Source organism: Corynebacterium sp. 51B, assembly GCF_008930785.1.
Taxonomy (GTDB): Bacteria; Actinomycetota; Actinomycetes; order Mycobacteriales; family Mycobacteriaceae; genus Corynebacterium; species Corynebacterium megadyptis.
In genome coordinates this window covers 121,155-143,449 of the sequence record NZ_PQMK01000001.1, presented here as the reverse complement: position 1 = coordinate 143,449, position 22,295 = coordinate 121,155, and the positions used below count along the sequence as shown (strand labels likewise).

The following is a 22,295-nucleotide window of genomic DNA, read 5'->3' as shown; positions in this document are numbered from 1 at the left end:
CGCGGCCCCGGCTAATTAAGGAACACTAGTGTTGTCTTATAATGAGACACGAGTTGTCCATCATAGTGAATTTAAGGAGGTGAACGCGCACATGACGCACTCTGTTTCCCGTCTCACCACTCCGTCCGTGCAGTCACGGGCGGCGGCTGCTTTTCGCACCGGGCTCGCTCGCGGCGAGGAGAAGAAACGCGGCGAAGTGGAAACCCGCTCAACGGATGGTGATACCCGCAAGCAGATCCTCATGACCTTGCTCAAGCAGGGGCCAATGACGGCCTCCGCATTGGGTAAGACATTAGGGCTGTCCGCAGCAGGTGTGCGGCGTCACCTCGATATTTTGGTTGACGACGCCCTCGCGGAAACGGTGGAGCCTCGCTCCTCTCGCGGGCGTGGGCGCGGTCGACCAGCCAAAGCATTCCAACTCACCGACGAAGGCCGGGCCCACTTTGGGCACGACTACGACACTCTCGCCGTGCTCGCTATCACGGCGCTGCGGGAGACCGGTGGGTCCGAGGCCGTGCGGGAGTTCGCTCGGCAGCGTGTAGCTCAGCTACTTGCGCATGTGGACCCTGCGGCGGACGATGAAGACTCGACATATAAAACAGCCCAACAGGTCGCGGATGCACTTAACGCCAGTGGCTATGCATCCGAAGTCAAAGAAGCTGGTGGGGGCGTGCAAATTTGCCACCACCATTGCCCCATCTCGCACGTGGCCTCGGAACACCCGGAGCTATGCGCTGCAGAGTATGAGGTGCTCTCCGAGCTACTCGGTCAACACGTGCAACAGCTGGCGACCATTACCGAGGGGCACGGAATTTGCACGACCAACATTCCCTTAACACCCATAGACCACACTCCTGAAGAAAGGAGCTGAACATGACTCAAGCAACACCCACTGCTCCGTCCTCCGATGACGAGATCATTGAGTCCATTGGCCCCTATAACTACGGCTGGCATGACTCTGATGAGGCTGGCGCCACCGCCAAGCGCGGCCTCTCGGAGGACATCGTTCGCGACATCTCCTCTAAGAAAGATGAGCCGGAGTGGATGCTGAACAACCGTCTCAAGGCGCTCAGCATCTTCGATAAGAAGCCCATGCCCACGTGGGGTGCGGACCTCAGCGGCATCAACTTCGACCAGATCAAGTACTTCGTGCGCTCCACCGAGGAGCAGGCACAGACGTGGGATGACCTGCCCGAGGACATCAAGAACACCTATGACAAGCTGGGCATCCCCGAGGCCGAAAAGCAGCGCCTCGTCGCCGGCGTCGCCGCGCAGTACGAGTCCGAAGTGGTCTACCACCAGATTCGCGAGGACCTCGAGGCCCAGGGTGTGATCTTCCTCGACACCGATACCGCCCTGAAGGAGCACCCCGAGCTCTTCAAGGAGCACTTCGGCTCCGTGATCCCGGCCGGCGACAATAAGTTCTCCGCGCTGAACACGGCCGTCTGGTCCGGTGGCTCCTTCATCTACGTGCCCAAGGGCGTCCACGTCGACATCCCGCTGCAGGCCTATTTCCGTATCAACACGGAGAACATGGGCCAGTTCGAGCGCACCCTCATCATCGTGGACGAGGATGCCTACGTGCACTATGTGGAGGGCTGTACCGCTCCGATCTACAAGTCGGATTCGCTGCACTCCGCCGTGGTCGAGATCATCGTGAAGAAGGGTGGTCGCTGCCGCTATACCACCATCCAGAACTGGTCCAATAACGTCTACAACCTGGTGACCAAGCGCACCAAGTGTGAAGAGGGCGCCACCATGGAATGGGTCGATGGCAACATCGGTTCCAAGGTGACGATGAAGTACCCGGCCGTGTGGATGACCGGCCCCCACGCCAAGGGCGAGGTGCTGTCTGTGGCCTTTGCTGGTGAGGGGCAGTTCCAGGACACCGGCGCCAAGATGACCCACATGGCTCCCTACACCTCCTCCAATATCGTCTCCAAGTCCGTGGCCCGCAGCGGCGGCCGTGCGGCCTACCGCGGTCTGGTGCAGATCAACAAGGACGCCCATCACTCCACCTCCAATGTGGAATGTGATGCGCTCTTGGTCGATAGCATCTCCCGCTCGGATACCTATCCCTATAACGACATTCGCAATGACCACGTGACCCTCGGCCACGAGGCCACCGTGTCGCAGGTGTCGGACGATCAGCTCTTCTACCTCATGTCCCGCGGCATTCCCGAGGACGAGGCCATGGCCATGATCGTGCGCGGCTTCGTGGAACCGATCGCCAAGGAGCTGCCGATGGAATACGCCCTCGAGCTCAACCGCTTGATCGAATTGCAGATGGAAGGATCGGTGGGTTAAGCACAATGTCAACTCCCCTCACTGAAACCGAAGCGACTATCACCCCAGTTGGGGCCGGCACCGGCCACCAAACCAAGGGCGATCGCTTCACATCGTTCTCCACCGCCGATTTCGAGGTCCCGAAGGGGCGTGACGAGGACTGGCGCTTTACCCCCATGCGTAAACTCCGCGGCCTCCACGATGGCAGCGCCGCTGCGGGGCAGCGCGCCGCGATCACCGTCTCGGGCGCGACTGAGGGCGTGAGCGTCAGCGAACTGGCGATGGACGATCCCTCGCTGGGACGCGCCGGCGCCCCCGTGGACCGTGCCGCCGCTCAGGCCTGGGAGAACTCCGAGGTAGCCGATCGGGTGAAGGTGGCCAAGAACGTCGCTCTCTCCGAGCCCGTAGTGATCACCATTAGCGGCCCCGGCGCCGATGCCGTGTCCTATGGCACTTTGTTGATCGAGCTGGAAGAGAGCGCCGAGGCCATCGTCTTCCTGCGCTATAAGGGCTGTGGCGCCCACTCCGACAATGTCGAGTTCATCATCGGCGACAATGCCCGGCTGACCACCGTGGTGCTCGAGGACTGGGAGGATGACGCCGTCCACCTGTCCAACTCCCACCTGCTGGTGGGCGCTGACGCCACCGTGCGCCACTACTACGCCGCCTTCGGTGGCGAGGTGGTGCGCGCCGTGCCGCACGTGCGCTACTCCGCTCCCGGTGGTGACGCCGAGATGCTCGGACTCTACTTCGCCGACTCCGGCCAGTATTTCGAGCAGCGCCTGTTGGTGGATCACTCCGTGAAGAACTGCCGCTCCAATGTGCTCTACAAGGGCGCGCTGCAGTCCACTGGTGAATCCAGCCGCTCCGAAGCCCGCACCGCGTGGATCGGCGATGTGCTGATCCGCCCGGAGGCCACCGGCACCGATACCTACGAGAAGAACAACAACCTGCTGCTCACCCAGGGTGCCCGCGCCGATGCGGTGCCGAACCTGGAGATTCAGACCGGAGAGATTGTCGGTGCCGGCCATGCCGCCACCGTCGGCCGCTTCGACGATGAGCACATGTTCTACCTGCAGTCTCGTGGTATCCCCGAGTCCGAGGCCAAAATGCTGATCGTGCGCGGCTTCTTCACCGACGTGATCAAGCGGATCCCCATTCAGGAGATCCGCGACAACCTGGAAGAGATGGTGGAGCAGGAACTGACCGCCACGGTGCTCTAGCGCGTCATGCGCCCGACCACCGCCCCTGCCACACCATTGCGACAAGGCGCCGCTATGCTCGGTGCCGATTCACCACAGTTAGGAATACATACCACTCATGAGCACTCTTGAGATTAAGAACCTGCACGCCCAGGTTGTGCCGGCCGACGAAAACGAGAAGCCGAAGATGATCCTGCACGGCGTGAACCTCACCATTAAGTCCGGTGAAACCCACGCCATCATGGGCCCCAATGGCTCCGGCAAGTCCACCCTGTCTTATGCCATCGCCGGCCACCCCCGTTATGAGATCACCGAGGGTGAGGTGCTTCTCGACGGCGAGAACCTGCTGGAGATGGACGTCGACGAGCGCGCCCGCGCCGGCCTCTTCCTCGCCATGCAGTACCCGACCGAGGTGCCCGGCGTCTCGATGGCGAACTTCCTGCGCAGCGCCGCCACCTCCGTGCGCGGCGAGGCTCCGAAGATTCGCGATTGGGTGAAGGAAGCCCGCACCGCGATGAATGAGCTCGACATCGATCCGGCCTTCGCCGAGCGTTCGGTGAACGAAGGCTTTTCCGGTGGCGAGAAGAAGCGCCACGAGGTGTTGCAGCTCGGCCTGCTGAAGCCGAAGTTCGCGGTGCTGGACGAGACCGACTCCGGTCTGGACGTGGACGCCCTGCGTATCGTCTCGGAGGGCATCAACCGTTATAAGGAGCGCGAGAATGGTGGCGTGCTGATGATCACCCACTACCAGCGCATCCTCAACTACGTAAAGCCCGATTATGTGCACGTCTTCGCCGCTGGTCGCGTGGTGGAGTCCGGCGGACCCGAGCTGGCCGAGCAGCTCGAGGCAGAAGGCTACGAGAAGTTCGTTAAGTAGCAGCCCAGCGCGTAGTCGCCGCCGCACCATCACCTCGACCGAGACACCCATAGAGGAGAATCACCCATGACAGAAGGGCAGAGCCCTGTCGATACCGCGCGGATTCGTACGGATTTCCCGATCCTGAGCCGCACGGTGCGCGAAGATCGCCCGCTGATCTATCTGGATTCTGGCGCTACCGCCCAGCGCCCTCGTCAGGCAGTGGATGCGGAGCGTGACTTCCTCTTCCACCACAATGCCCCCGTGCACCGCGGGGCCTATCAGCTGGCTGAGGAAGCCACCGATGACTACGAGCAGGCCCGCGAGCGTATCGCTGGCTTCGTGGGCGCATCGGTGGGGGAGATCGCCTTCACCAAAAACGCCACCGAGGCCCTCAATGAGGTCGCCTATATTCTCGGCGATGATCGCTCCGGCGAGTACGCCGTGGGCGCGGAGGATGAGATCGTGGTCTCCGAGCTGGAACACCACGCCAATCTCGTGCCTTGGCAGGAGCTGGCGCGACGTACAGGCGCCACCCTTCGCTGGTACAGCAGTACTGAGGATGGTCGAATCGACCTCGATTCCCTCGAACTCAGCCCCCGCACCAAGGTGGTGGCGCTGACCCACCAGTCCAATGTGACCGGAGCCGTGCTCGATGTCGAGGAAGCCGTCCGCCGCGCCCACGAGGTAGGGGCACTCTTCGTGCTCGACGCCTGCCAGTCTGTGCCGCATATGCCTGTAGATCTGCACCAGCTGGGTGTGGACTTCGCCGCCTTTTCTGGGCACAAGATGCTCGGTCCCACTGGGGTGGGTGCACTCTATGGCCGCCAAGAACTGCTGGATTGCCTCCCGCCCTTCCTCACGGGCGGGTCCATGATCGAGAAGGTGAACATGGACGGCTCCACCTACACGGTGGCGCCGCAACGGTATGAGGCCGGCACCCAGATGACGAGCCAAGTCGTGGGACTCGGCGCTGCGGTGGCCTATCTCGAAGAGGTGGGGATGGAGGCGATTGCCGCCCACGAGCACGAACTCACCGCTTATGCGCTGGAGCAGCTTCAGCAGATTGAGGGGCTGCGCATCATTGGCCCCACAACCGCCGAGAATCGGGGCAGTGCCGTCAGCTTCGTGGTGGAAGGTATCCATCCGCACGACCTGGGGCAGGTTGTTGACGATCACGGCGTGTGCATCCGGGTGGGCCACCACTGCGCGTGGCCGGCGCATACCACCCTGGGCGTACAGGCCACCGCGCGGGCGAGCTTCTACCTCTACAACGAGAAGTGGGAGATTGACGCCCTCGTGGAGGCCATCAAGGCCGCCCAATCCTTCTTTGGCCTGAGCCGCTGATACGTAAGGCGGCCACGGCCACTATCTCCCTGAGTGGCTAAGATCGGGGAGATAGGTTGATAGCGTGAGGCGGGCGTCTGAGTGCCTGCACCGCGGAATACCCGTGCGAAAATCCGACTTTGTATTGCAGAAGGGCTAGTCCAGGCTGATGAAGCTGGAAAACATGTATCAAGAAGTGATCTTGGATCACTATAAAAACCCCCAACACGCAGGGCTGCGCGAACCCTTCAATGCGGAAGTGCATCACGTGAACACCTCCTGCGGCGATGAGCTCACCTTGCGCGTGCGACTGTCCGAGGACAAGTCCACCGTGGAGGATGTCTCCTATGAGGCCATCGGATGCTCGATTAGCCAGGCCTCCACCTCAGTGATGGCAGAGGAGATCGTGGGCAAGTCCGTGGAGGAGGCCTTCGCGATCCTCGCCGAGTTCGAGAAGATGGTCACCTCCCGCGGCACCATCGAGGGCGATGACGAGATCATTGGCGATGGCATCGCCTTCGCCGGCGTATCGAAATACCCGGCCCGCGTGAAGTGCGCCCTGCTGGGCTGGAAAGCCTTCGAGGCCGCGACGTATGACGCCGGCGCCGACCCCGCCGCCTAGCCACACCACCGCCAGCCCGAGCAGCTACACACACCGAAGCGAGGACGCATGTCTGAAGAACACACCACGCCCGAGACCGAGGACACCACGATCGACGCGGCCGCCGAACAGCCGCAGCCGCCCGCCGAGCGCACCCCTGAGCAGCTAGCGCTCGCCGGCAAGGTAGAGGAATACCTGATGGATGTGATCGACCCCGAACTCGGCATCAACGTTGTTGATCTCGGCTTGGTCTACGACATCTGGATCGAAGGGGAGAGCACCGCCATGGTGAACATGACGCTGACCTCTCCCGCCTGCCCCCTGCAGGGGGTTATCGAAGAGCAGGCTAATACCGCTGTGCTCAGTAACCTCGAGGGTGAAATCAGCGAACTCCAGATCAACTGGGTATGGATGCCCGCCTGGGGCCCGCAGATGATCAACGAGGAAGGCCGCGAGCAGCTACGCGCGCTCGGCTTCTCCGTCTAAGCGCGAGCACCCGTCGCCTGCAGACATGGCGTCGTTGTATCTCACCGCACACCCGCGGCGATACGGCGGCGCTTTGTGCTACTACGCAGCAGTGCGGGAAGCACAATCGCCCACGGCCGCCGCCACAGCGGGCACAGAAAGGGGTGGCGCAGGCTGATGCGGCTCTGCAGCCGGACCATGGTACGCGCCACCGCCCACGGATCCTCGCCAGTGACATACGCCAACTGATCCGCCGCCGGCAAGGAGAAGAAACGCCCGAAGAAGTCCTGCAGCTGCGGCCCAGAGGCCTGGGTAATCAACTGGGCACCGATATTGCGCAGCAGATGAGCCAGCCAGCGCCGTGGCTGCGGCACGCGCAGAGCCGGCAGAACAGAGTGTTCGGCCGCGGCGAGCCGATCCAGCAGGGGATCGACGCTGCGTGCGGTGTCAGCCACCGAATAGCCAGTGGCGGGATTAATGGACCCAGCTCGCGCCCCGCACGCCCAGGCACCGGGCAGCGGCCGGCCATAGGTGCCCATCGGGATGAACACGATCTCCTCATCTTGCTGCGCGGCTGCGCCGGCGCGTGGATCCGGTAGATGGTCCGCTAAGCGGATGTTGAGCCGTTCGCGGAGAAGAGCGAGGAGATGGCGTCGTGAAGCGGCATCAGTGCAATCGATATCGGTGGCGAGGATGGTTTCCTCCCACAGCCACTGCCCCTGCACCCGCTGGGTGTAGAGGAAACTCGGCGGTAGCTGCTGCTGTGTCGTGGGCTGGCGCCAATCCATGAATACCGGCGTATCTTGCGGCGGGGCCGCGGGCAGCAGCCGGCCGACGGCGACCTGCCAGAGCGCGCGGTGCGGGTTGGCGCCACGGCAATCGATGATCGCATCGGCGCTCACATCGGCGGCGCTATGAACAGCCGCGGTGTGCACTCGGAACCGGTCTGCACGGCACAGCCGCTCCACGGCCCCGTGCACCGCGGCATTGTCCAGCATGCGATAACAGAAGGGTAGCGGCTGCAGCTGGCCGCTCGTGCCGCTGGACTGCATGGGAGTCGGCGGCCCCAGCAGCGGCTCCAGCCAGGCGGGCAGTTGGTGATCGATCAGGCCATAGGTGGCGCTCCACTGCTGCAGCCCGCGGGGGTCATAGGCGTCGATCTCCCAGCCGCGGGCCGCGGCGCGCAGCGCCACCATCGCCCCCGCCGGCCCCAGTCCGAGAATCGCTATACGCACGCTTACCTTCCGGTTGTTGTCGGTGTTCGCCGCCGTCGATGGGTGGGAGCACGCGGGCGAGGTGAGGGCGGTGGCACGCACGCTATGTGCCACCCAGTGCCGTTCGTGCCGCCTCGCCGCATCGATGCCAAGGCGCACCTGCTATCTTGGCTGTTTGTGATTGTAACCAATGATCTTGAAGTCCGAGTTGGCGCCCGCACCCTGCTCAACGCACCGGGGCAGCAGTTGCGCGTGCAGCCCGGTGATCGTATCGGTTTGGTGGGGCGCAATGGCGCAGGTAAAACCACCACCATGCGCATCCTCGCGGGGGAGGGCGAGCCCTATGGCGGTAGCGTGACCCGCAGCGGCGAGATCGGTTATCTGCCCCAGGATTCCAAGGAGGGCGATATCGAGCAGACCGCACGGGATCGCGTGCTGTCCGCTCGGGGGCTGGATCAGATCCGGCGCAGTATGGATAAGCAGCAAGAGATCATGGAATCCACGCTCTCTGATACCAAGCGGGATGCCGCGATCGGCAAGTATGCCCGGCTGGAGGAGCGCTATCACTCTCTTGGCGGCTATGAGGCCGATAGCGAGGCTGCCCGCATCTGCCATGCGCTCGGCCTCGAGGAGCGCGTCTTAGAGCAGCAACTCAAAACACTCTCCGGTGGCCAGCGTCGCCGTGTCGAGCTGGCGCAAATCCTTTTCGCGGCCACCGCCGGCTCGGGGCGCTCGGCGACCACGCTGCTGCTCGACGAGCCCACCAACCACCTCGACGCGGACTCGATTACCTGGCTGCGGGAGTTCCTCTCCAAGCACGAGGGTGGGCTGATCATGATTTCCCACGACGTCGAGCTGCTCGAGGCCGTGTGTAACAAGGTATGGTTCTTGGACGCGGTGCGCGGCGAAGCCGATGTCTACAACATGGGCTGGAAGAAGTACCTGGACGCCCGTGCCACAGATGAGGCGCGCCGCCGGCGCGAGCACGCCAATGCGGAGAAGAAGGCCGCCGCCCTCAAACAGCAGGCCGCGAAGCTCGGGGCGAAGGCCACCAAGGCCAAGGCCGCCAAGCAGATGGCTGCCCGCGCGGAGAAAATGGTGGATTCCCTCGACGAGGTGCGCGTGAGCGACCGCGTGGCCTCCATTTCTTTCCCCACCCCGGCACCCTGCGGCAAGACACCGCTCAATGCGCAGGGCCTGACCAAAATGTATGGCTCCCTCGAGGTCTTTGCTGGGGTGGATCTGGCCGTCGATAAGGGCTCGCGCGTGGTGGTGCTCGGTTTCAATGGTGCCGGTAAGACGACGCTGCTCAAACTGCTCGCCGGGGTGGAACGCACCGATGGCGAAGGCGGCATCGTCAGCGGTCATGGTCTGAAGATCGGCTATTTTGCCCAGGAGCACGACACCATCGATACCGAGGCGAGCGTATGGGAGAACGCCATCAACGCCTGCCCCGATGCCAATGAGCAGGACCTGCGTGGTCTTCTCGGCGCGTTCATGTTCTCCGGCGACCAGCTCGAGCAGCGCGCCGGCACCCTCTCTGGTGGTGAGAAAACCCGCCTGGCCTTGGCCACGCTGGTGAGCTCGCGGGCGAATGTGCTGCTGCTGGATGAGCCCACCAATAACCTCGACCCGCAATCCCGCGAGCAGGTGCTCGATGCTTTGCGCACCTACACCGGAGCGGTGGTGCTCGTCACCCACGATCCAGGCGCGGTGGAAGCCCTCGAGCCGGAGCGCGTGATCGTGCTACCCGATGGCACCGAGGATCTGTGGAACGAGTCCTATCTCGAGATTGTGGAGCTCGCCTAAAGCAGCAGGCCGCCGCGTGCAGCACGCCCCGCAGGCCCACGCACGGGGTGCCGGCGCGAGGCGCCCCGCGGCGCCGGTGCTTAGTTGCGGAAACCGTGCACGGGCGCGGGGATGAAGCCGCCGCGGTCGATGAAGGCCTGATTGCCCACAGTGTTCACGGGCATGACGGGCGCGTAGCCCAGGAGCCCGCCGAAGTCCACCTCGTCGCCGACCTGCGCGCCCGGTACCGGGATCACGCGCACGGCGGTGGTCTTATGGTTCATCACGCCAATGGCCGCCTCGTCGGCGATAAGACCGGAGATGGTCGAGGCCGGGGTGTCGCCGGGAATGGCGATCATGTCGAAGCCCACCGAGCAGATGGCGGTCATGGCCTCTAGCTTGTCGATGCTGATCGCGCCCGAGCGCACCGCATCGATCATGCCCTTGTCCTCGGAGACGGGGATGAAGGAGCCAGACAGCCCGCCGACGCGGGAGCAGGCCATCAGCCCGCCCTTCTTCACGGCATCGTTGAGCAGGGCGAGCGCCGCGGTGGTGCCGTGGGTGCCTACTTGATCGAGGCCCATGTGCTCGAGAATGTGCGCCACCGAGTCGCCCAATTCGGCGGTGGGAGCGAGGGAGAGGTCCACGATGCCGAAGTCCACTCCGAGTCGCTCGGCGGCCATGACGCCCACCAGCTGGCCGGTGCGGGTGATTTTAAATGCGGCGCGCTTAATCTCCTCGGCCACTTGGTTCAGCGAGGCGCCGGCGAGGCTGCCGACGGCGCGATCGACTACTCCGGGGCCGGAGACGCCGACGTTGATCACCACGTCTTGCTCCTCGAGGCCGTGATAGGCACCGGCCATGAAGGGGTTATCTGATACCGAGTTGGCAAACACGACCAGCTTGGCGCAGGCGATGGCCGAGCGATCCGCGGTATTCTCCGCGCACTGCTTGATGATGTGGCCCAGCGTGGCCACGGCGTCCATGTTGATTCCGGCGCGGGAGCTGGCCACATTCACCGAGCCACACACCACATCGGTGGTGCTGAGCGCCTCAGGAAGGGAAGTGATGAGCCGTTTCTCTCCGGGGGCAGCGCCCTTATCCACCAAGGCGGAATAGCCGCCGATAAAGTTCACTCCCACTTCGGCGGCCGCCCGGTCGAGGGCGCGGGCGATCTCCACGGGGTTGCCGTCCACGGCAGAGGCCAGCACGCCCACGGGGGTGATGGAGATGCGCTTATTCACGATCGGGATGCCGAGCTCGCGCTCAATCTCCTGGCACACCGGAACGAGGTTCTCGGCGGCGGAGACCACGCGCTCATAGACCGCCTCGGCGGTGGCGCTCATGGTGGAGCGAATGCATCCCATGAGGTTGATGCCCATCGTCACCGTCCGGATATCCAGGCGGTAGCGTTCGATCATCTCAATGGTTTCAAGAATGTCAAGGCTATTGCCCTGACGGTAGCGGGAATCCATGTGTCTTCTCTCTCGGATGTGGTATCGACTACGCGCGGAAGGCTCCCGCTAAATACTGTGCATGGCGGAGAAAATGGCCTCCGATTGGACGCGGATTTCCAGCTTCTCGGCGGCCTCCACATCCTTCATGGCGTTCTGCACATCGGATATGCCGCGTACGGAATCGTCGAACTCGCAGTGCAGAATCATGGTGAAGTACTTATCCATGATGGTCTGAGAGACGTTGAGGATGTTCACATCCAGCTCTGCACACTTGGTGGAGACGGCAGCAATAATGCCGGTGTGGTCCAAACCGGTGACTGTCATGATTGCGATCATGGTCTTATTAGACCACACCACCCAGACACCCTCGGGTAGCGGATGCTTATCGACGCCGCTCCGCCGCCCAGCACCGCGGCCGCGGCCAGCGCCTAGAGCGCGGGTGCGCGCAGCGCCGGCGACTGCGGAACATAGTCACGGGCGAAGGCGATGAAGTTGTGCACGATTGTGTGAGCGGGGCTGACATCGGCGGCGTCGAGTTCCGCGCAGATGCGCTCATAATCGTCCTTGGCGAAGTAGCCGTCGTTCATATAGAAGCTCATGCGACGCTTCATGCCGGCGGCATTCATCTCGGGATGGAACTGGGTGGCCCAGGAATGCTCATGGGTGCGGAGCATGTGCACGATGCCGCCGGGGCCAGTCGCGAGAACCGTGGAGCCCGGTGCGGGGGTCACGACATTTTCTTTATGGCCGGTCATGGCGCGGAAGGTGGCGGGCACACCGGCGGTCAGAGGATCGCTCGCGGCGGCGTCGCTCAGCGTCACCGTGGTCAGCCCGGCTACCTCGGGATGGGTGTGGCCGACCTCGCCGCCGCGAACGGCTTGGCTAAAGCCGGTACCGAAGCAGACGAAAAGGCTCGGCACGGGGGAGTGCAAGATGGCGTCCAATTGCTCATGAACGGCCAATTGGTGCTCGCTGTAGTGCTCATTGGTCACGTTGAAGGGGCTGCCGCCGATGAACACTCCGGCATAGCGGCTGAGATCCGGTAGTTGCGCCGTGGGGGAGTCGAGCATGTAGTGATCCATCTCGGTGGCGTCGAGTCCTGCAGTGTTGAGGAAGTCGTCAAATTCTGCGCGGGCCACCGCATGGCCCAGACGAGGGGAAACCACCAAGAAAGTACGCATGGCAGATAGTGTACATACCGCTTGGTCTATTTTGTCAATACCTGCTGTGTCCGAGCGTTCATTACGATGGATACTATGAGTTCTCGCACCCAACCCTCGGACGTTGACATTGCCCAGGCTCACACCCTTGAGCCCATCACGGATATCGCCCATCGCGCTGGATTCAGCGACGAAGAATTGATCCCCTATGGCACCCGCAAGGCCAAGGTGGATATCACCTCGAGCATCGATAAACCCGCCGACGCCAAGCTGGTGCTCGTCACCGCCATGTCGCCCACCCCCGCCGGTGAAGGAAAATCCACCGTGCTCATCGGCTTAGGCGATGCCTTGCGCACTGCAGGCCACAACACCATCGTGGCTATGCGCGAGCCCTCGCTCGGCCCCGTCATGGGAATCAAGGGCGGCGCCGCCGGCGGCGGCTATGCCCAGGTGGTGCCGATGGAAGACATCAACCTGCACTTCACCGGAGATTTCCACGCCATTTCCACCGCCACCAACACCCTGGCGGCGATGATCGACAATCACCTGCACCAAGGCAATGAGCTCGGTATCGATCCCCGCAGCATCACCTGGAAACGCTGCCTCGATGTCAATGATCGGGCGTTGCGTACCGCCGTGATCGGCTTGGGTGGCCGCGCCCACGGCGTGCCACGCGAAACCGGCTTCGATATCACTGCAGCCAGCGAGATCATGGCCATTCTCTGTCTCGCTAGCGATCTGGAGGATCTCAAGGCGCGCTTCGCCCGCATCGTTATTGGCTTCACCACTGCCGGTGAGCCCGTGACCGCCGGTGATCTCCACGCCGAGGGGGCCATGACCGCCCTCATGGTCGATGCCATTCACCCCAACCTCGTGCAGACCTTGGGCGGCACCCCCGCGCTGGTGCACGGTGGCCCCTTCGCCAATATCGCCCACGGCTGCAACTCGCTCATCGCCACCACGACCGCCATGCGACATGCCGATGTGGTGGTGACCGAGGCCGGATTCGGCTCCGATCTGGGCGCGGAGAAGTTCTTTGACATCAAGTGCCGCATGGGCGAGATGTCCGCCGATGCGGTGGTCGTGGTCGCCACCATCCGCTCCCTGAAGTACAACGGCGGGGTAGAGCGCGATGCTCTCAATGAGGAGAATCTCGATGCGCTGAATGCTGGTCTGGCGAATCTCGAGCGGCACTGCCGCAATATCGACACCATCGGGGCGCATCCCGTGGTGGCGCTCAACCGCTTCGTCTCCGATACCGATGCGGAACGGGCGGTGCTGCAGGAGTGGTCCGAGCGCACCGGCTTCGCTGTGGTGGATACCCAGGTGTGGTCCGAGGGAGGCGCCGGTGCCACCGAGCTGGCAGCAGCAGTGGCCGAGGAGATGAACTCCGGGCGCAATAACCCGGCTCCGCTCTATGATCCCGCCGAGGGCGTGGAGGCCTCCATCACCACCATTGCCACCACCATCTACGGTGCGGCAGACGTAGAGTTCACCAAGCAGGCCCGCAAGGATCTCCAGGTGCTGCGCGATCATGGCTGGGATACGCTGCCGGTGGTGATCTCCAAGACGCAGTACTCCTTCTCCGATGATCCGAGCCAGCTGGGCGCGCCTGAGGGCCACACCCTGCATGTCCGGCAGCTGATTCCCAAGATTGGTGCTGGCTTCGTCGTCGCCCTCACCGGCGATGTGATGACCATGCCGGGGCTGCCGAAAAAACCCGCTGCCAACGGCATTGATGTCGATGGCAGCGGGCGAATCTCGGGGCTGTTTTAACGGCCGCGGATGGTTTCCTCGATGAGGTTGAGAACCTGCTCCAAGTGGGCAGGTTCTTGGCCACTCACCAGCTGAGAGATGAAGCCATCCATGAAGGTCTCGAGGTAGACCATGAGCACATCCACTTCTACGTCGTCGCGCATCCGGCCACGGCTGGCATTGTCGCTGAGGCGGGAGCGCACGGCCTCGTCCAGCACCGCCTGATGTTGCTGCCAGAGCGAGCGGAAGTGGGGATCGGTGCGCAGCATGCGCGAGATCTCTAGCCGGGTGGAGAGCCAGTCATAGCGCTCGGGGTGGTGCAGCATATCGCGCATCACCTCCACCAAGCCTTCCCGAGCGGTCACTTCCGCCATGCGGGCAGCATCTTCTCGGGCGAGTGCCAAGAAGAGGTGCTCTTTATCGTTGAAGTGGTGGAAGATGGCGCCGCGGGATTTCCCCGTGGCTTCTTCCAGCCGACGCACGGTGGCGCCTTCGTAGCCGTGCTGGGCAAAGCAGGCCCGCGCCGCGTCGAGAATGCCTTGGCGGCGTCGATTGAGGTCACTCGAACTGACTCGAGGCATTGTCCCGCACCTACTTTCTTCACGACAAAGGCGGGCAGGTGGCATTGGATGCTTCCTGCCCGCCTTGTCTCACGTCTGAGCTAGGACTTAGCTCTTGACCATGTTGCGCAGCACGTACTGCAGGATGCCGCCGTGGCGGTAGTACTGGGCCTCACCGGGGGTGTCGATACGCACAACGGCGTCGAACTCGGTGGTGGAGCCGTCTTCCGCGGTGGCGGTGACGTGCACGGTCTTCGGGATGGAGTCGTTGTTGAACTCCTCGATGCCCGTGATGTCGAAGGTCTCGTGGCCGGTCAGGCCCAGAGACTCGTGGGACTCGCCCTCCGGGAACTGCAGCGGCATGACGCCCATACCGATCAGGTTGGAGCGGTGAATACGCTCGAAGGACTCGGTGATCACGGCCTTCACGCCCAGCAGCAGGGTGCCCTTGGCAGCCCAGTCGCGGGAGGAACCGGTGCCGTACTCCTTGCCGGCGAGCACGACCAGCGGGGTGCCCTCGGCCTTATAGTTCTCGCAGGCGTCGAAGATGAAGGACTGCGGAGCGTCATCCTTGGTGAAGTCCAAGGTGTAGCCGCCGGTCACATCCACCAGCTGGTTGGCGAGGCGGATGTTGGCGAAGGTACCGCGCATCATCACCTCGTGGTTACCACGGCGGGAACCCAGGGAGTTATAGTCCTGCTGCTCCACACCGTTCTCGTCCAGGTACTGCGCGGCGGGGGTGCCGGGCTTAATGGAGGAGGCGGGGGAGATGTGGTCGGTGGTGACGGAGTCGCCGAGCTTCGCAAGCACACGAGCACCGTGGATGTCCTCCACCGGAGCCGGCTCGGACTGCATGCCATCGAAGTAGGGAGCCTTGCGGATGTAGGTGGAATCCTCATCCCATGCGAAGGTCTTGCCGGTGGGGATGTCCAGGGAGCGCCACTGCTCGTCGCCCTTGAACACATCGGCGTAGTCCTCGACGTACATGTCGCGAGAGATGGACTCTGCGATGACGTCCTCGATCTCCTGGGTGGAGGGCCAGATGTCCTTGAGGAAGACATCGTTGCCGTCCTGGTCCTGGCCGAGCGGCTGGGCCTCGAAATCGAAGTCCATGGTGCCGGCGATAGCGTAGGCGATCACCATGATCGGGGAGGCCAGGTAGTTCATCTTCACATCAGGGGAGATGCGGCCCTCGAAGTTACGGTTACCGGAGAGCACGGCGGTCGCAGTGAGGTCGTGCTCGTTGATGGCGTCCGAGATCTCCTGCGGCAGCGGACCGGAGTTACCGATACAGGTGGTGCAGCCGAAGCCGGAAAGGTAGAAGCCCATGGCCTCCAAGTCCTTCCACAGATCAGCGCGCTTGTAGTAGCCGTCCACAACCTGGGAACCGGGGGCGCAAATGGTCTTCACCCACGGCTTTGCCTTCAGGCCCTTCTCCGCGGCCTTGCGGGCGATCAGGCCAGCACCGAGCATCACGGAGGGGTTGGAGGTGTTGGTACAGGAGGTGATGGAGGCAATAGCCACCATGCCGTGGTCGATGGTGAACTCGCCACCGTGCGGGGACCGCACCACGACCGGGTTGGACTGGCGGCCCTCGGCACCCTCAGCCGCGGACTCGCCGTGGCCGGAGCGGGAGGCGTTGTAGTTGGACTCGCGATCGGACTCGCCCGTCGGACCCTCGTGGTCCATACGCTTGGCGGGCTCGGAGGCGTCGACCGGCTCAGCAGAGCAGTAGTCGGGCAGATCCTTGCGGAACTGCTCCTTGGCCTCGGACTGCTTGATGCGGTCCTGCGGGCGCTTCGGGCCGGCGATGGAGGGCTCCACGGTGGACAGGTCCAGCTCGAGGTACTCGGAGTACTTGGCCTCGGGGGCGTCCTGCTCCAGCCACATGCCTTGGGCCTTGGCGTAGGCCTCGACCAGAGCAACCTGCTCCTCGGGGCGGCCGGTCAGGCGCATGTACTTGGTGGTCTCCTCGTCGATCGGGAAGATCGCACAGGTGGAACCGAACTCGGGGGACATGTTGCCGATGGTGGCGCGGTTGGCCAGCGGCACCTGCTTCACGCCATTGCCGTAGAATTCGACGAACTTCTGCACCACGCCGTGCTGGCGGAGCATATCGGTGATGGTGAGCACCACGTCGGTGGCGGTCACGCCGGCGGGGATCTCGCCGGTGAGCTTGAAGCCCACGACGCGCGGGATCAGCATGGATACGGGCTGGCCGAGCATAGCGGCCTCTGCCTCAATACCGCCGACACCCCAGCCGAGGATGCCGAGGCCGTTTTCCATGGTGGTGTGGGAGTCGGTGCCGATACAGGTATCGGGGTAGGCGAGACCCTCGTTGTCGAAGACGACGCGGGCCAGGTACTCGATGTTCACCTGGTGGACGATGCCGGTTCCCGGAGGCACCACGCGGAAGTTGGAGAAGTTCTCGGCACCCCAACGGAGGAACTTATAGCGCTCCTCATTACGCTGGTACTCGATGTCCACGTTCCGCTCCAGGGCGTCGGAACGGCCGAAGGCCTCGACGATCACGGAGTGGTCAATAACCATCTCAGCCGGGTTCAGGGGGTTCACCTGATCAGGGTTGCCGCCCAGGCTGGACACGGCCTCACGCATGGTGGCCAAGTCCACCACACAGGGCACACCGGTGAAGTCCTGCATGAGCACGCGGGCCGGGGTGAACTGAATCTCGGTGTCCGGCTCAGCCTCCGGATCCCAGTTGGCGAGTGCCTTGATGTGGTCGGCGGTGGTGTTGAGCCCGTCCTCGGTACGCAGAAGGTTCTCAGCGAGAACCTTCAGAGAGTAGGGCAGCTTCTCCATGCCATCGACAGCATCGAGGGCAAAGTAGTCATAAGACTTATCGCCGACCTCGAGCGTCTTCTTCGCATCGAAGGAGTTATTGCTTTCAGTCACGTAAAGCTCCGTTTCCTAGAAAATATGAGTGAACTGCTGCGAGGGGCGGTTCGTCTTAGGCTGACTCCTCCCTCGCGGCGCCCCGAATCCGTGCCACTCACATGCATGGGCACTGGTATCCGGTGCGAACCCAAACCAGCATAACAGTACGCCCGTTATGTTTAATAAAGATTGGGCGGGCAACGCGGTGCAGCCAGCGCTTCCACCCCATCGCGGGGGTGAAAACGGCGGCGTGCGTCACGCCGCACCTATCTATCCATGGTAGCCGGAATGCCGTGGAGATGGAGGAGATTAGGGCACGTGTGAGCAAAGAATTGGGCAATATATATGCCCTCCGCGCGGCAGCAAGATCTGGGGGAGTGGTGCACTAGACTCAGGGGGCAATGATCCGCCCCCCTTAACGAGGGGTGTCCCGAGGGGCGGCGAGTGAGCATCGATAAGCAAGAAAGCGATACAGCATCCATGGTTCCGAGCTCTATAGATATGGCCTCCATAATTGCCCAGCTGGAAGAGGACGGGGTGGCCTTCAGCTATGAGCATGAGGGCAATGCGGCGCTCAACGCCAAGCTCGTGGAGGTCGTGGAGATGGCCGCGGGGGAGGGCTATGAGAATCCCGGGATCATCGTGTTGGGCGCGAAGCAGCCAGGGCCGGGGGACGAACGCGATATTGCGCAGGCGGCCGCCGATGCCACGGACTCCAGCTTGATGATGGTGCGCACCCCCGGTAGCGCCGCGGTGGTCTCGAGCGAGCATGCCCGCGCCGATATTGAAAGCGCGCAATATGGCCTCGCCACTACAACCGACTATGTCCTCGGGGCGCGCGAGGTTGTCGAAGAACTGCCTGGGTCAAGTGTTGGGGCTGTACCTCTTGTCGTGGGAACGCTCGCCCTCATGGCCGTCGCGACGGCCTTTAGTGTTCGCTGGAGCGCGAAGCTTCACCGCAAGTAAAGCTCTTAGACTAGACGGTGCTCAACCTACCATTCAGACGTGTTCGAAAGTCGAACACTATCCGCACCCCTTTTTGCAGCGTGACACGCCGATATCTTTGCGCAAGTGAGCAAACTCACATATCTTTTTGATAAAGCTAAGTTCGCAGGTGAGCCGCCCGCATAGTCATGGGGCAGGGCTTTACTCGTGTGACTCAAGTGGATCGTCTGGTTATTGGTAGCGATTGTGTCCTAATGTTTCCATTGTCAGCTTGTGAGTAGTGCTGGGTTCGAGAGACCGAGGTTTCTCAGCCTCTATCACCTTCAGACGCCACAGTTGTTCTACTGCGCCGCATCCAGCGGTGGGGTGATCACGAACAACGCCCTCGCCTCTGGCGCCATGCCGGCGGCGGGATATCTTCATATCGAGTTCTATTGACTGCTGGTTGCTACCCGCATTCATCACAGGAGCGTGAGTCTCGCTCAGAGTTTGAGACTCCCGACGCACTGCGATGGCGTATGGCCACATCGAAGAGCACGTGGGGAAGCTTGCTTTTACCCGTGGTCGCAGGACAGATCCAGAGCAGAATTCGAGTCGAAGACACGGCGAGCGTGATGGCGATAGCCGAGCGGTGCTTACTGGCCGATACATGGTGCGAGCGCCGCACGCCCGATTCCCGCGGGCGAGGCTGCGGTTGCTGCACCCCTATCTTGACCGTGGGTCGTCTGCGTGAGGCGGCCCAGGGCGCGGGATAGGAGTAGGTCTGATCTAGTTTTCGATAGCGCCTAAGGAGAATTTGTGGCCACGTCTACCGAGCACCGAGGTCGTTTCCCTCGGCGGCGCGCACGCCGTGCACTGATGACGCTTGTTTCCTCCTCGCTTGTGTGCGTGCTGGCTTCGACGTCCGTCCACGCCGCGCCGAGTAATCCATCCGATGAGGCCATCCGGGACGCCATTAGTGCTGTGGATTCCTCCTCGCAGAATGTCGCCCAGTTGGCGAACACCGTGGCGGATGCCGCCGAGTCCATCGCTGCGATCGAAAACGAGATGGGTGCTCTCCGCGAAGCCGTGAATAAGGCCTTGGTGGATCTGCAGGATGCCCGCGCGGTGGCCGAGCTATCGCGCCAGCAAGCCCAGACAGCCCGCGAGGAGCTGGATGCGAGCCAAGCGGATATCGCTGGGGCCCAGGAACTGCTGAATGAGATCGCCCGTTCGGCCTATCGCCGCTCGGCATCTCCCTCCTCCCTCAATGATCTCGTCGGATCCTCCACGTCCGACGATGCGTTGGACCGCTTGACCTATCTGCGGCAGCGGGCGGAGGAGCAAAAAGACGCCATCCGGAACCTGGATTCGCTGCGCACCTCTAAAGCCAATGCCGAGTCCTTGCTGCGCCAGGCCCGCCAGAAGGCCGATGAGCAGCTCAGCGCCGCCGAGGACGCGGAACAAGACGCCCGTAACCAGATTGACGAGAGCTCTCGCCAGCTGGAAGAGGCGGAAGCCCGTCGCTCCGAGCTGGTGCGCGAGCAGGCCGAGGCCCAAGCGCAGCTCGACGCCGCTCGCGGCCACGCGGATGAGCTGAACTCCCAGCGCAGCGAGTACGAGGAGTACCAGCGCGCGGAAGAAGAGCGCAAGCGCAAGGCGGAGGAAGAGCGCAAGGCCGCCGAGGAGCGTCGCGCCAAGCAGGAGCGGGAAGAACAGGCCCGCAAGGAGGCCGAAGCCGCCGCCAAGGCTGCGGAGGAAGCCGAGAAGGCTCGTGCCGAAGAGCGCGAGAAGGCCCGCAAGGAGGCCGAGGCGAAGCGTGCAGAGGCGGAAGCCGCCCAGCGCGAGGCCGAGAAGGCTGCCGAGGATGAGGAGAAGGCTCAGGCCGCCCGCGAGGAAGCCCAGCGCGCCTCCCAAGAAGCCGCCGAGGCCGTGGTCGCTGCCAATGAGCCGGACCACACCGCCTTGGACAATCCCTATCCCACCGATGAGGACGCCGAGGCAACCACGGTGGCAGCCGTGTCGGGGGAGAACACCACCGAGGCAACGTCGAACACCACCACCGATGAGGATGTGAGCGAGCAGGCCACCGAGGTGGTCTCAGGTACTCGCCAGCAAAAGATCGAGACCGTGATCGCGCGGGCCGAAAGCCAGCTGGGCGTGCCCTACGCGTGGGGCGGCGGCAATGCCTACGGCCCGACGAAGGGTATCCGCGATGGCGGCGTGGCTGACTCGTATGGCGACTACAACAAGATCGGCTTCGACTGCTCCGGGTTGACGCTCTACGCCTTTGCCGGCGTGGGCATCTCCCTGCCGCACTATTCCGGCTATCAGTATCAGCGTGGCACTAAGGTGAGCCCCTCGCAAATGCAGCGCGGTGACCTCATCTTCTACGGCACCCACGCGCAGCACCACGTGACCATCTACTTGGGCAATGGGATGATGATCGAGGCGCCGCAGTCCGGCTCCTATGTGAAGAAGTCCCCGGTCCGCTGGGCCGGCATGAGCCCCTATGTGGTTCGCCTGATCTAGTAACAGCACTCTGGCGCTTATCGACGCCGCCCTCCTGACTTTTCTCCCCGCGAGAAAAGAGCCACGGAGAGCGGCGTCGTTGTCGTCTATCAGCCGCAGGTGACACACTCGGGCGCCGCCGCGTGAAGGAGCCGGGGATGAAGTTGGTAGTGTGTCTATCTATGACGTCGCCTCGTTCTGCTGCTTCAACTCCTGTGGACTCGGTCCCGGAGGCAGATGCACTGCTCGTTCTTTCCTTCGGCGGCCCGGAAGGCCCCGATGATGTATTGCCCTTTTTGCGCAATGTCACCCGCGGTCGCGGTATCCCCGATGAGCGGCTCGTGGAGGTGGGCGAGCACTACGCCCATTTTGATGGGGTGAGCCCGCTCAATGAGCAGAACCGTGAGATCATTTCCGATCTGCAGCAGCGCCTTGCCGCCCATGGCTGGGATCTGCCGGTGTATTTCGGCAACCGCAACTGGCATCCCTTCGCCGAGGAGACGGTCGAGCGCATGGCTGCTGCTGGGGTGCGCTCTGCCTATGTCTTCGCCACCAGCGCCTGGGCAGGATACTCCGGCTGCAAGCAATACCATGAGGATATTGCGCGGATGCGCCGCCACCTCGCCGAAAAGGGGCTGCCGGAGATCGAATTCACCAAGTTGCGGCAGTTCTTCGATCACCCCACGTTTATCCAGGCCGCCGTGGACGAGGTGGCGCCGCTTATCGCTGAGCACCCGCAGGCGCGCATGGTATTTACGGCCCACTCCATCCCCACTGCGGCCGATGCTTCCTCCGGCCGCCCCGAGGACGGGGCGCTGTATTCTCACCAGATCGCCGAGGCGGCGCGTCTGGTTGCGGAAAAGATCGGGATCAGCGACTGGGATGTGGTGTGGCAGTCGCGCTCCGGTGCTCCACATATCCCGTGGTTGGAACCCGACATTGTGGACCATATGGAGGCCTTGGCCGATGAGGGAGTGCGCGAGCTCATCGTGTTCCCCATTGGCTTTGTCTCCGACCACATCGAGGTGATTTGGGATCTCGATACCGAGCTGGTGGCTGCCGCCAACAAGCGCGATGTCTCCGTCTATCGCGCTGCCTCGGTGGGACACAACCCCCGCTTCGTGCAGATGATCATGGAGCTGATCCTCGAGGCCCGTGGGCTAGTGAGCCCGCAGCGCCTGGGGCATGAGCCCAGCTATGGCTGCGGGGTCAACGGATCTCCCTGTTCTCCGGAATGCTGTCCTTCGGCACGGCCCACCCGGCCGGCTGCCCGACCCGCTACTGAAGAGGGCTGA

At 63.0% G+C, this 22,295-nt stretch carries 18 protein-coding genes; 12 read left to right on the top strand and 6 right to left on the bottom strand.

Annotation, left to right across the window (positions count from 1 at the left end; translation table 11 throughout):
• The first annotated feature begins 91 nt into the window (after window positions 1–91).
• The 7 genes from GBB14_RS00625 to GBB14_RS00595 all read left to right on the top strand — a co-directional run bounded on the left by GBB14_RS00625 (window position 92) and on the right by GBB14_RS00595 (window position 6,757).
• Window positions 92–871 carry a helix-turn-helix transcriptional regulator gene (locus GBB14_RS00625; RefSeq protein ID WP_370451571.1) on the top strand — a complete coding sequence of 260 codons (780 nt, stop codon included), beginning with the start codon at window positions 92–94 and terminating at the stop codon, window positions 869–871.
• 2 nt (window positions 872–873) lie between these two features.
• Window positions 874–2,307: a Fe-S cluster assembly protein SufB gene (gene sufB, locus GBB14_RS00620; protein ID WP_151528739.1), complete on the top strand. Its 1,434-nt coding sequence runs from the start codon at window positions 874–876 to the stop codon at window positions 2,305–2,307.
• Between the two features lie 5 nt (window positions 2,308–2,312).
• The gene (gene sufD / locus GBB14_RS00615) at window positions 2,313–3,509 is read left to right on the top strand and encodes a Fe-S cluster assembly protein SufD (RefSeq protein ID WP_151528740.1); all 1,197 of its coding nucleotides are present in this window, start codon (window positions 2,313–2,315) and stop codon (window positions 3,507–3,509) included.
• A 97-nt stretch (window positions 3,510–3,606) separates the two neighbouring features.
• Complete coding sequence (sufC, locus tag GBB14_RS00610; protein ID WP_151528741.1) at window positions 3,607–4,365, top strand: Fe-S cluster assembly ATPase SufC; 759 nt, start codon at window positions 3,607–3,609, stop codon at window positions 4,363–4,365.
• Window positions 4,366–4,431: 66 nt separating this feature from the next.
• The gene (locus GBB14_RS00605; RefSeq protein WP_151528742.1) at window positions 4,432–5,691 is read left to right on the top strand and encodes a cysteine desulfurase; all 1,260 of its coding nucleotides are present in this window, start codon (window positions 4,432–4,434) and stop codon (window positions 5,689–5,691) included.
• A gap of 148 nt (window positions 5,692–5,839) precedes the next feature.
• On the top strand, window positions 5,840–6,292 hold the full coding sequence (gene sufU, locus GBB14_RS00600) for a Fe-S cluster assembly sulfur transfer protein SufU (RefSeq protein ID WP_151528743.1): 453 nt from the start codon (window positions 5,840–5,842) through the stop codon (window positions 6,290–6,292).
• A 48-nt stretch (window positions 6,293–6,340) separates the two neighbouring features.
• Entirely contained in the window at window positions 6,341–6,757 is a 417-nt protein-coding gene (locus GBB14_RS00595; RefSeq protein ID WP_151528744.1) for a metal-sulfur cluster assembly factor, read from the top strand.
• 41 nt (window positions 6,758–6,798) lie between these two features.
• Here the strand turns inward: GBB14_RS00595 and GBB14_RS00590 are convergent, their stop codons facing one another.
• Complete coding sequence (locus GBB14_RS00590; RefSeq protein WP_151528745.1) at window positions 6,799–7,971, bottom strand: lycopene cyclase family protein; 1,173 nt, start codon at window positions 7,969–7,971, stop codon at window positions 6,799–6,801.
• A 156-nt stretch (window positions 7,972–8,127) separates the two neighbouring features.
• Here GBB14_RS00590 and GBB14_RS00585 point away from each other — a divergent pair, with 156 nt between their 5' ends.
• A complete protein-coding gene (locus tag GBB14_RS00585) occupies window positions 8,128–9,759 on the top strand; it encodes an ABC-F family ATP-binding cassette domain-containing protein (protein ID WP_151528746.1) in 1,632 nt (543 codons plus the stop codon).
• Window positions 9,760–9,839: 80 nt separating this feature from the next.
• Here the strand turns inward: GBB14_RS00585 and GBB14_RS00580 are convergent, their stop codons facing one another.
• The 3 genes from GBB14_RS00580 to GBB14_RS00570 all read right to left on the bottom strand — a co-directional run bounded on the left by GBB14_RS00580 (window position 9,840) and on the right by GBB14_RS00570 (window position 12,376).
• Complete coding sequence (locus GBB14_RS00580; RefSeq protein ID WP_151528747.1) at window positions 9,840–11,213, bottom strand: PFL family protein; 1,374 nt, start codon at window positions 11,211–11,213, stop codon at window positions 9,840–9,842.
• Window positions 11,214–11,261: 48 nt separating this feature from the next.
• On the bottom strand, window positions 11,262–11,531 hold the full coding sequence (locus GBB14_RS00575; protein ID WP_151528870.1) for an ACT domain-containing protein: 270 nt from the start codon (window positions 11,529–11,531) through the stop codon (window positions 11,262–11,264).
• Between the two features lie 92 nt (window positions 11,532–11,623).
• On the bottom strand, window positions 11,624–12,376 hold the full coding sequence (locus GBB14_RS00570; protein WP_192796073.1) for a glutamine amidotransferase: 753 nt from the start codon (window positions 12,374–12,376) through the stop codon (window positions 11,624–11,626).
• Between the two features lie 75 nt (window positions 12,377–12,451).
• On the opposite strand from GBB14_RS00570, the gene GBB14_RS00565 reads away from it, so the two are divergent.
• Entirely contained in the window at window positions 12,452–14,131 is a 1,680-nt protein-coding gene (locus tag GBB14_RS00565) for a formate--tetrahydrofolate ligase (protein ID WP_151528749.1), read from the top strand.
• Here the strand turns inward: GBB14_RS00565 and GBB14_RS00560 are convergent.
• Both GBB14_RS00560 and acnA read right to left on the bottom strand, forming a co-directional pair.
• Window positions 14,128–14,691 (bottom strand): TetR/AcrR family transcriptional regulator, encoded by a 564-nt coding sequence (locus GBB14_RS00560; protein WP_151528750.1) that lies wholly within the window; start codon window positions 14,689–14,691, stop codon window positions 14,128–14,130. The genes GBB14_RS00565 and GBB14_RS00560 overlap by 4 nt on opposite strands.
• An 87-nt stretch (window positions 14,692–14,778) precedes the next feature.
• Window positions 14,779–17,583, bottom strand: coding sequence for an aconitate hydratase AcnA (gene acnA, locus GBB14_RS00555; protein WP_151528751.1), 2,805 nt, complete (start codon window positions 17,581–17,583; stop codon window positions 14,779–14,781).
• A gap of 426 nt (window positions 17,584–18,009) precedes the next feature.
• Here acnA and GBB14_RS00550 point away from each other — a divergent pair, with 426 nt between their 5' ends.
• The 3 genes from GBB14_RS00550 to GBB14_RS00540 all read left to right on the top strand — a co-directional run bounded on the left by GBB14_RS00550 (window position 18,010) and on the right by GBB14_RS00540 (window position 22,295).
• Window positions 18,010–18,531 (top strand): DUF6676 family protein, encoded by a 522-nt coding sequence (locus tag GBB14_RS00550; RefSeq protein ID WP_151528752.1) that lies wholly within the window; start codon window positions 18,010–18,012, stop codon window positions 18,529–18,531.
• Between the two features lie 777 nt (window positions 18,532–19,308).
• The gene (locus GBB14_RS00545) at window positions 19,309–21,021 is read left to right on the top strand and encodes a DIP1281 family NlpC/P60 protein (protein WP_225976568.1); all 1,713 of its coding nucleotides are present in this window, start codon (window positions 19,309–19,311) and stop codon (window positions 21,019–21,021) included.
• 161 nt (window positions 21,022–21,182) lie between these two features.
• Window positions 21,183–22,295, top strand: coding sequence for a ferrochelatase (locus GBB14_RS00540; protein ID WP_192796072.1), 1,113 nt, complete (start codon window positions 21,183–21,185; stop codon window positions 22,293–22,295).

Coding starts and splice junctions, on each gene's coding strand:
- GBB14_RS00625 (WP_370451571.1), top strand. CDS start 92: ATGACGCACTCTGTTTCCCGTCTCACCACTCCGTCCGTGCAGTCACGG.
- sufB (WP_151528739.1), top strand. CDS start 874: ATGACTCAAGCAACACCCACTGCTCCGTCCTCCGATGACGAGATCATT.
- sufD (WP_151528740.1), top strand. CDS start 2,313: ATGTCAACTCCCCTCACTGAAACCGAAGCGACTATCACCCCAGTTGGG.
- sufC (WP_151528741.1), top strand. CDS start 3,607: ATGAGCACTCTTGAGATTAAGAACCTGCACGCCCAGGTTGTGCCGGCC.
- GBB14_RS00605 (WP_151528742.1), top strand. CDS start 4,432: ATGACAGAAGGGCAGAGCCCTGTCGATACCGCGCGGATTCGTACGGAT.
- sufU (WP_151528743.1), top strand. CDS start 5,840: ATGAAGCTGGAAAACATGTATCAAGAAGTGATCTTGGATCACTATAAA.
- GBB14_RS00595 (WP_151528744.1), top strand. CDS start 6,341: ATGTCTGAAGAACACACCACGCCCGAGACCGAGGACACCACGATCGAC.
- GBB14_RS00580 (WP_151528747.1), bottom strand. CDS start 11,213: ATGGATTCCCGCTACCGTCAGGGCAATAGCCTTGACATTCTTGAAACC.
- GBB14_RS00575 (WP_151528870.1), bottom strand. CDS start 11,531: ATGATCGCAATCATGACAGTCACCGGTTTGGACCACACCGGCATTATT.
- GBB14_RS00570 (WP_192796073.1), bottom strand. CDS start 12,376: ATGCGTACTTTCTTGGTGGTTTCCCCTCGTCTGGGCCATGCGGTGGCC.
- GBB14_RS00565 (WP_151528749.1), top strand. CDS start 12,452: ATGAGTTCTCGCACCCAACCCTCGGACGTTGACATTGCCCAGGCTCAC.
- GBB14_RS00560 (WP_151528750.1), bottom strand. CDS start 14,691: ATGCCTCGAGTCAGTTCGAGTGACCTCAATCGACGCCGCCAAGGCATT.
- GBB14_RS00540 (WP_192796072.1), top strand. CDS start 21,183: ATGACGTCGCCTCGTTCTGCTGCTTCAACTCCTGTGGACTCGGTCCCG.